Origin of the sequence: Catenulispora subtropica, from assembly GCF_039531675.1 — a bacterium.
Taxonomy (GTDB): Bacteria; Actinomycetota; Actinomycetes; order Streptomycetales; family Catenulisporaceae; genus Catenulispora; species Catenulispora subtropica.
Genome location: NZ_BAAAQM010000068.1, coordinates 45,665 through 54,334, shown reverse-complemented (window position 1 = coordinate 54,334; position 8,670 = coordinate 45,665). Strand labels below are relative to the sequence as shown.

Here is an 8,670-nt window from a genome sequence, read left to right as displayed (position 1 = left end):
GGCCGCCGCGACCGAGCCGCCGGCCGCGGCCAGCACCATGCCGGCGGCCAGCAGCGCCCCGCCCAGCGGGGTCCGCACGCGCCCGAATCCGGAGCGTGCGTCACCCAGGGCGGCCTCGCGCAGCGCCGCCAGCGGTGCCACCCGCGACGCCCGGACCGCCGGGGACAACGCCGCCAGCGCGGTTACGCCGACGCCGACCACCAGCGCGAGCACGATCGTGGACCCGGTGACCGCCAGTCCCCCGGCGGGCAGCGCGAACCCGGCCGCGTCGAACAGCGCCTTCAGGGCCTGCGCGATCCCCAGACCACCGACCACACCGACCGCCGAGGCCAGCAGCCCCAGCAACGCCGCTTCGGCCAGGGAGGACCGCAGGATCTGGCTCCGGGAAGCCCCCAGCGCCCGCAGCAGGGCGTTCTCACGGGTCCGCTGCGCGGTGAGGATCGTGTAGGTGTTGTGGATCGAGAAGGACGCCACCAGGAGCGCCACCGCCGCGAACACCAGCAGGAAGGTCTTGAAGAAGGTCAGGAACGCCTTGCCGATCGCGTCGGTGTTCGCCTTCGTGTACTCCGCACCGCTGATCACCTGCACGCCGGGCGGCAGCGCCTTGCCCACGGCGGCGACGACAGAGTCCTGCGAGACCCCGTCCTTCGCGGCGACCATGATCTGCGTGGCCTGACCGGGGCGGCCGATGTACTTCTCGGCCGCGTCCTGCGCGAAGCCGACGTACGTCACCTGTCCGATCCCGCTCTGGCTGCCGAAACCGGCGATCCCGACGATCGTGACGCGCACCGGCGACGGGGTCTGCACGGTCGTGGTGTCGCCGAGCCTCAGATGACCCGAGTCCGCGGCGCCGCTGTTGACCACGACTTCCGCCGGCTGCCCGTCCGGCACGTCGCGCGGCGCGCGCCCGGACACCAAGTGGTACGGGTTCAGCCGGGCCGACGGGATCCAGTAGCCCGCGGTGCGCGGCGGCCCGCTCCCGCCGACCGCCTTGCCGTCCGCGCCGAGCAGCTGGCCGTAGCCCGCGATCTCCGGCTGGGCGTCGGCGACGCCGGGCACCGTGCGCAGCGTCGCGGCGAGCCGGGCCGGAACCGGGGCGCGCAGGCCGCCGATCGGGCCGTTGCGCGCGGAGTCGGAGATCAGGGTGTCCGAGCGCACCACGGCCGCGACACCGCTGTCCGCGGTCGCGAAGAGGTTGTCGAAGTTGCGCGACAGCGTCGCGTTCAGGGTGAGGGTGCCGGCGAGGAAGGCGACGCCGAGGAAGACCGCGAGGAAGGTGCCGATCAGCCGGCGGCGGCGTGCGGTGAGGTTGCGCAGGGCGATGGTGAGCATGGCGGATGTCCCTTGGTCCTGGAGGCTCGGTGTGTCACTCGCCGAAGCGCTGCATGCGGGCCAGCACCGCGTCGCGCGTCGGCTGCTCCAGCCGGTCCACGAGGCGGCCGTCGGCCAGGAACAGCACCTCGTCGGCGTAGGCGGCGGCGGAGGGGTCGTGGGTGACCATGACGAGGGTCTGGCCGAGGTCGGTGACCATGGTCCGCAGCAGCCGCAGCACTTCGGCGGCCGAGCGCGAGTCGAGGTTGCCGGTGGGCTCGTCGGCGAACACCACCTCGGGGCGCGCGGCCAGGGCCCGGGCCACGGCGACCCGCTGCTGCTGGCCGCCGGACAGCTCGGCGGGGCGGTGCTTGAGCCGGTCACCGAGGTCGACGGTGTCCACCACGGTCTTCAGCCAGTCCTGGTCCGCGGTGCGGCCGGCCAGGTCCAGCGGGAGGGTGATGTTCTCGGCGGCCGAGAGCGTCGGGAGCAGGTTGAAGGACTGGAAGACGAAGCCGAGCTTCTCGCGGCGCAGCAGGGTCAGCTGTTTGTCGGAGGCGGAGCCGAGTTCGACGTCGCCGATGTAGACCTGACCGGACGTGAGGCGGTCGAGGCCGGCCAGGCAGTGCATGAGGGTGGACTTGCCGGACCCGGAGGGGCCCATGACGGCGGTGAAGCGGCCGGTCGGCAGGGCGACCGTGACGCCGTCGAGGGCGTACACGGCGGCGTCGCCGCCTCCGTACCGCTTGACGGCCGCCACCGCCCGGGCGGCCGGGGCTGTGATGGTGCTCGTGGTCGCGTTCATACCGCCGATTCCACCTTCGGCGGTGCTGCGGTGTAGTCGTACGACGGGAGGCTCTCGCGGTACTGCGGGAGGAGTCAGCCGGAGGCCGCTCGGACCGCCTCGGCGCGGTCGGCGATGCCTTCCAGGCGGTAGGAGACATCGCCGGCCTGCCAGACCAGCGTGCCGTCGGTGCGGTGCGCGGTGGCGGTGACCGCTTGGCCGGTGCGGTCGAGGTAGACGACGTCCTGGGGTCCGGCGATCCACCAGCCGGCGGCGCCGTCGACGGTGACGTCCACCGGGTCGTTGCCGTAGGCGATCTTGGTGAAGACGTCGGAGAGGCGGCCGTCGAACTCGTCCAGCCGGGCGGTCTGCCCGGCGCCGCTCCCGGCGAAGACGAGCGAGACCACGCGGCCGCCGTCGCTGACGGTCACCTGGAGCGGCGGCCCGAGGTGCGGCGGCACGGTGACGGGGAACCGTACCGCGCGCCGGGCCTCGGCCAGGCTCGTCACGTGTTCGCCGGGCAGCGTCAACGAGTTCGGCGTCGGGGACGGTGGCGGCGCGGGCGCCGGCAGCGAACCGTGGTGCACCTCGACCCCGGCGAACCGGAGCACCCGCTCGATCGCGGCCCGCACCTGCGGCGAGACCGCCGCCGCCACACCGACCGCGGCCAGCACCAGCGCCAGGACGGTTGCGGCCCGCCGCAGCCGTTCCAGGGCGCGCGAGTGACGGGACTTCACGGTGCCGCGCGGCACGCCGAGTACCTCGGCGGTCTCAGCCTCCGAGAGATCGAGGAAGTAGCGGCAGACGATGACGGCACGGTCACGCTCCGGCAGGCCGCGGACGGCGTCGAGCAGACCCTCGCGGGTGATGCCGGCGAGCGCCTGCTCCTCGGAGCTGTGTTCCAGGAGCGCGACACCGTTCTGGACGAAGTCCTCGCGGCGGGCGCGCCGGAGCCCGCCGCGGTGCAGGTTCCGGGTCTCGTTGACGACGATCCGAAGCAGCCAGGGCCGGAACGCGCCGCCGTCCCGGAAGCCGCCGAGTCCGCGCAGCGCCTTGGTGAAGGCCTCCTGCACCACGTCTTCGGCGTCGTCGCCGGCGCCGGTGAGCTGCGCGGTACGCCGGGCCAGCGGCGTGTAGCGGGTGACCAGGAGCGCGAAGGCGTCGTGGTCACCCGCCCGGGCGCGGGCCACCGCTTCGTCGTCGTCCGTCGGGAATCCCCTCCTACGCCTTGGCCGGGGCCTGCCGGACGCGCCGCTGCCGCTTGTCGCCGAGGCGGCGCAGCAGGCGCGTCAGGGCCTTGAAATAGCCGTACCAGACCGGGAACAGCACGACGCCGATACCGGCCACGATGATCATGTGCGCCCAGGGATCGGGCACGCTCTTGTGCACGAACTTCCCGATCCGGCCGTTCCAGGCGAGGATGCCGAGCGCGATGAAGCCGTAGGTACCGAGGATGGCGCACAGGCCGTAGAGCGTCATGCCCCACTGCTTGAGGGTCGGCAGCTTCCGGCGGCGCAGGTCGCGCCACAGGCCGCGGGTGAAGTAGGCGCGCGACTCCTCGCGCAGGCGGGGGAAGCGCATCGCGTCGGACAGCGCCATGTAGCCGTCCAGCGGCATCAGCGGGTTGAAGTTGTACAGAGTGTTGAGATAGAGCGCGAAGGCGATCTGGAACAGGATGGCACCGGCGATCGGCGAGTGCGTGTACCAGGCGCCGACCGCCAGCCCGCCGGCGATCTCGGCGGTGACCAGCGGTCCGGACAACGCCACCACGACTCGGGACCAGCGCGAGCCGAGCCACATGTCGGAGGTGTCGACGAAGGCGAACGGCATGCCCATCATCATCATGAAGCCGCCGCGGTTCACCCGGCGGCCGTAGGACTTCACCGCCATGGCGTGCGCCATCTCGTGCACGGTGCAGGCGGCGAAGAACACGATGAGGACGATCGCGCCGCCCCAGGGCCCCGCACCCGCGGTGTCGAGCAGCTTGTACTTGTCGCGGTCGAACCAGAACGCCACGAGGCCCGCCGGGACCACGAGCGCGAGCAGGGCGATGGCGGGGCGGGTGAAGAACCACCAGCCGAATCGGCGGTAGCCGCGTTCGATCAGGCCGTCCAGACCCTTGACCGAGATCTCCATGCGCAGCAGGGCGTTGAGGGTGGCGCGGCCGGCACGGCGCCAGAAGGACAGTTCCTCGGTGCTGCGCTGGCCCGGCAGGCCGGCGACCAGGTCCACCGAGGCGAACATGCGCAGTGCCTGCTCGATGCGGGGCAGGGCGAGTTCGCCGTACTCCTCCAGGTAGGCGAACAGCAGGTCCCGGGTCGTGGAACGGCCGTCGATCTGGTTCCACACGAAGACCTGACGCTCGTCGAGGCTCAGGTAGGCGCCGGTGCGGGTGTTGCTGAGGGCCCACTCCAGGCGGCCGCGGTCGTCGGGGACCTGCTTCAGAGCCCATCCGGAGCGCTTGCGCGGGGTGGCGGACAGCGGCTCGGGCGGGGCGTGCTCGTCGGCGAGGGCGTCGGCCGGGCTGATCAGCTCCTGGGCCGGGGCCAGCATCGTGGCACCCGCGGGCCGGACCATGGTCTTGGAACCGATCGCGGCGGTGCGCGGCTGCTCGAAGATCAGGGCGACGTCGCCGACGAAGACCACGGAGCCGTCGTGCAGCCGGGCCTTGCCGCCACGGATGCGCTCGGCGTCCTGCGGGCCCTGGCCGCTGTCGACCCGGATCCCGTTCAGGGAGCCCAGGTCCTCCAGGTAGTAGGAGCCTGATTCACGGACGATCCGGGCGTGCTCGCGGGAGACCGACGGATGGTCCAGTTTCAGATCGTTGCCGGACGAGCGGCCGATCGTGAACGCGTCCTTGGTGACCATCGCCACCGAGGTCCCGGTGGAGCCGGGACGGCGCAGCTGCGGGGCGTCGAACTGGTCGACCCGCGCCTTCTTGCGCTGTGTGCCGCAGCGCAGGCAGTACGGGAAGTCCTTGCGGACCTGATATCGGCACGAATGGCAAAGCACGTATATCCCCCCATCACCGAACACCCACCTCAGGCGCCGCACCCGAAACGGCGGCGGCACCATCACCGAGACTTGGTACGTCTCCATGATGGTGCCGCCGTGCCGGTGTAGCACTAGGACTTGCCCTAGTCCTTGTCGAACTGAAGCAGGACGGTCACCGCGGCCGCGACGCCGACCAGGAGCTCCAGTCCGGCGGTGAAGGCGTGGGCGTAAGCGGCCGGGCTGGGGGCGGTGCCGAGGGCGGAGTAGAACACGATCCCGATCACCGCGACGCCGACCGCGCCGCCGACCTGCATCACGGTCGAGACCACGCCGGAGGCGGCGCCGGTATGGTGCGGGGCCACCCGGCCCATGGCGTTGGCGGCCAGCGGGCCGATCGCCAGGCCCATGCCCGCGCCGTCCGCGACCAGCGCCGGGACCAGCCAGAGCAGGGAACCGCCGGTACCGGTCAGGTGCAGTGTGACGATCATGTCCAGCAGGCTCACGGCCATCACCAGGGTGCCGACCGCGGCCGTCTGGCGCCCGAGCTTCGCGGCGATCTTCTGCGCGGTCATCGAGGTGACCAGGTAGCCGACGCCGATCGGGGTGAAGATCAGGCCGGCCTGCAAGGCGTCCAGGCCCCGGCCGAGCTGCACGTAGAGAGCGAAGACCAGGAAGAACGAGCCCTGACCCATCCAGAAGACGATTTGCGCGACGATGCCCTTGCCGAAGCCCTTGGTACGGAACAGCGCGGGGTCGATCAGCGGGGACTTGTCGGCGGTGGCCAGACGGCCCTGGTACCAGCCGAAGACGCCGAACAGGACCAGAGCGGCGGCGAAGCTCAGCCAGGTCCACAGCGGCCAGCCCTGGCTCTGGCCCTGGATCAGGGGCAGCACGGTGGCCACCAGCGCACCGCTGACGAGCGCGACGCCGGGGAGGTCGAGACGGGTCCGGCCCTCGGCCCTGGACTCGGGGACGGCGCGCGGGACCAGCGTCAGCGCCACCGCGCCGACCGGGACGTTGATCAGGAAGCAGCTGCGCCAGCCGAGGCCGTCGAAGTCCATGTCGATCAGCAGACCGCCGATCAGCTGGCCGAACACCGCGGCCAGGCCCATCGCCAAGGCGTAGGCGGTGAAGGCGCGGACGCGCTTGGCGCCCTCGAAGGTGGTGCCGATGATGGCGAGCGTCTGCGGGCTGAGCAGCGCGGCGCCGACACCCTGCACGATGCGCGCCGCGATCAGCACGCCGGCGGTGGGAGCCAGGCCGCAGGCGGCGGAGGCGGCGGTGAACAGAGCCATGCCGACGGCGTACATCCTGCGGCGGCCGAACATGTCGCCGAGGCGGCCGGCGGTGATGACGCCCGCGGCGACCGTGAGGCTGTAACCGGCGACGATCCACTGGATGGAGGCCGAGGAGGCGTGCAGGTCGCGCTGGGTGGCGGGGATGGCGACGTTGACGATGAAGATGTCGAGCGTCGTCATGAAGACGCCGGCGAGCAGCACCAGGAGGGTGAGGTTGGCGCTCTTGGCGTTCGGGGTGCTCTTGGCTGCGGGCGCCTCGTGCGCCTCGCGGGCCGGTGTCGCCGGCCGGATCTCGGTTGCGGTCATGGGCATAACGATGGCCGCGGGAAGTCATGGCGGCGATTACCCGACAGGTAACGCGGACCCACCCTGTCGATCTTTACCTCTCAGGTAATCGCCTGGTCAGGGCGCCGGCCGCCAATCTTGGAGCACAGGCCGCCGGACAAGCCGGGGCCGAGACGAGAGGCACTGCCATGACGGACGTGACGAACCTGATCGACGGCTACATCGCCGCGTGGAACGAGACCGACGCCGACGCCCGCGCCAAGAAGATCGCGGAGGTGTTCTCCGAGCAGATCGAGTACACCGACCCGCTGGCCTCGGTGCGCGGCCACGAGGAGCTCGGAGCCCTGATAGCGGGCGCCCAGGCCCAGTTCGCGGGCCTCACCTTCCGCCTGGCCGGCGCGCCGGACGCGCACCACGACGTCGTCCGGTTCACGTGGGAGCTGGCCGCCGGGGACGCCGAGGCACTGGTGGTCGGGTTCGATGTGGCACTGATCGCGCCGGATGGGCGGATCGGAGCGGTGGCGGGGTTCCTGGACAAGGTGCCCGCGATGTGAGAGTCCTCGCTCGCTACGCGGTGTTCGGTTCGCGGCCGGAGGGCGGTGGTTCGGAGCTTGTGCTCCGGCCGCCGCCCTCGGCCGTTTCAGCGCTTGCTGGTCGCCGTCGTACGGGGCGCGGTCGCCGGGTTCTGAGCCGGCTGGTTCGGGGTCTGGTTCGGTGCGGGCGTCTGACCGGGCGGCGTCCCCGTCTTCTTCGCCTGCGGCGTGGAGGCGTCCACGGCGGCGTCCACCACCAGCGGCTGCGGGCGGGTGGCACCGATGTAGTCGGCGGCCCCGATCGGGTCGAAGCGGATCACCGCGCCGGTGTGCGGAGCGTCGATCATCGCGCCGCCGCCGACGTAGATGCCGACGTGGTGGATGGTCCCGGGGTTCTTCAGGTTGGTGGCGTAGAAGACCAGGTCGCCGGGCTGGAGCTGGTCGACGGGGACGTGCGGGCCGGTGTACCACTGCTCGGAGGCGGTGCGGGGCATGGTGATGCCGACCGAGGTGTAGGCGGCCTGGACCAGGCCGGAGCAGTCGAACAGGCCGTCGGTGCCGTCGCCGCCCCACTCGTAGGGGGTGCCGAGGCGGTTGTAGGCGAAGGAGATCGCGCGGACCGCCATGTCCGAGGGCGCCAGGACCGGGTCCGGGGCGCGGAACGCCTGTTCGAGGGCCTTGATGTTCTTCACGTAGTGCTGGGTCTCGGCGTAGGGCGGGATGCCCTGGAACTGCTGGACCGCGCCGGGGCCGGCGTTGTAGCCGGCCAGCATGTTCGCGACGTGGTCGCCGCCGATGCCCGAGAGCTGGTGGGCGATCGCGCAGTCGTAGCGCGCGGCGGCCGGGATGGCGTCGGCCGGGTTCCGCGGGTCCTGCTTGCCGTCGCCGTCCTGCGGCGAGGACCAGTTGGGCCACGTGCCGGGCATGAACTGGGCGATGCCGATCGCGCCGGCCGGGGACACGATGTTCGGATCGAAGCCAGACTCCTGATACAGCTGGGCGGCCAGCAGCGACGGGGTGAGCTCCGGGCACATGTGTCCGGATTTCTCCATCAGTACCGCATAGTCCGAAGGTACGGTACCCTCGGCGATCCGGCCCACTCCCGCGGCCGCCGTCGAACTGCCGGCGGCCACGCTCATGGTGCCGACCACGACCGCGCCGACCAGGAGGAAGGGCGTGGCCAGCAGACCGGCGCCGACGACCACCGACGTGCGCATCAGACCTCTTCCTCTCTCCCCTTCAGTCGATCATCGGATGAGCCGATAACCAAGGTGTGCCGCGGACGGAATCAGGAAAACGACACCATAGGCAAGCTATCTGCCGTCCGCGTCATCCTCGTAGACTGAGTTCCCTACGCTACCGGCAGTGACACCACATCGTGAGTACGACGAACACCACCGCTATAAACACAGGACTGGAGGCAGGCGGTCATCGTGTCTGCACTGCAAGCTCTGCGCGGCGCGGC

General features: G+C 71.3%; 7 protein-coding genes. 1 reads left to right on the top strand and 6 read right to left on the bottom strand.

Features of this window, described 5'->3' with window-relative positions:
• The 5 genes from ABD466_RS38420 to ABD466_RS38400 form a co-directional block, all read right to left on the bottom strand.
• A partial coding sequence (locus ABD466_RS38420) for an ABC transporter permease (protein WP_344662204.1) occupies positions 1-1,332 on the bottom strand: 1,332 nt, incomplete at its 3' end.
• Between the two features lie 34 nt (positions 1,333-1,366).
• Positions 1,367-2,116: an ABC transporter ATP-binding protein gene (locus ABD466_RS38415; RefSeq protein WP_344662203.1), complete on the bottom strand. Its 750-nt coding sequence runs from the start codon at positions 2,114-2,116 to the stop codon at positions 1,367-1,369.
• Positions 2,117-2,190: 74 nt separating this feature from the next.
• On the bottom strand, positions 2,191-3,285 hold the full coding sequence (locus ABD466_RS38410) for an RNA polymerase sigma factor (RefSeq protein ID WP_344662202.1): 1,095 nt from the start codon (positions 3,283-3,285) through the stop codon (positions 2,191-2,193).
• Between the two features lie 31 nt (positions 3,286-3,316).
• Complete coding sequence (locus ABD466_RS38405; RefSeq protein ID WP_344662201.1) at positions 3,317-5,194, bottom strand: FHA domain-containing protein; 1,878 nt, start codon at positions 5,192-5,194, stop codon at positions 3,317-3,319.
• Positions 5,195-5,232: 38 nt separating this feature from the next.
• Positions 5,233-6,693, bottom strand: a complete 1,461-nt coding sequence (locus tag ABD466_RS38400) for an MFS transporter (protein WP_344662200.1) — start codon at positions 6,691-6,693, stop codon at positions 5,233-5,235.
• Positions 6,694-6,860: 167 nt separating this feature from the next.
• On the opposite strand from ABD466_RS38400, the gene ABD466_RS38395 reads away from it, so the two are divergent.
• The gene (locus tag ABD466_RS38395) at positions 6,861-7,226 is read left to right on the top strand and encodes a nuclear transport factor 2 family protein (RefSeq protein ID WP_344662199.1); all 366 of its coding nucleotides are present in this window, start codon (positions 6,861-6,863) and stop codon (positions 7,224-7,226) included.
• Positions 7,227-7,312: 86 nt separating this feature from the next.
• On the opposite strand, the gene ABD466_RS38390 is transcribed toward ABD466_RS38395, so the two are convergent.
• Complete coding sequence (locus tag ABD466_RS38390) at positions 7,313-8,422, bottom strand: C40 family peptidase (RefSeq protein ID WP_344662198.1); 1,110 nt, start codon at positions 8,420-8,422, stop codon at positions 7,313-7,315.
• Between the last annotated feature and the right edge of the window lie 248 nt (positions 8,423-8,670).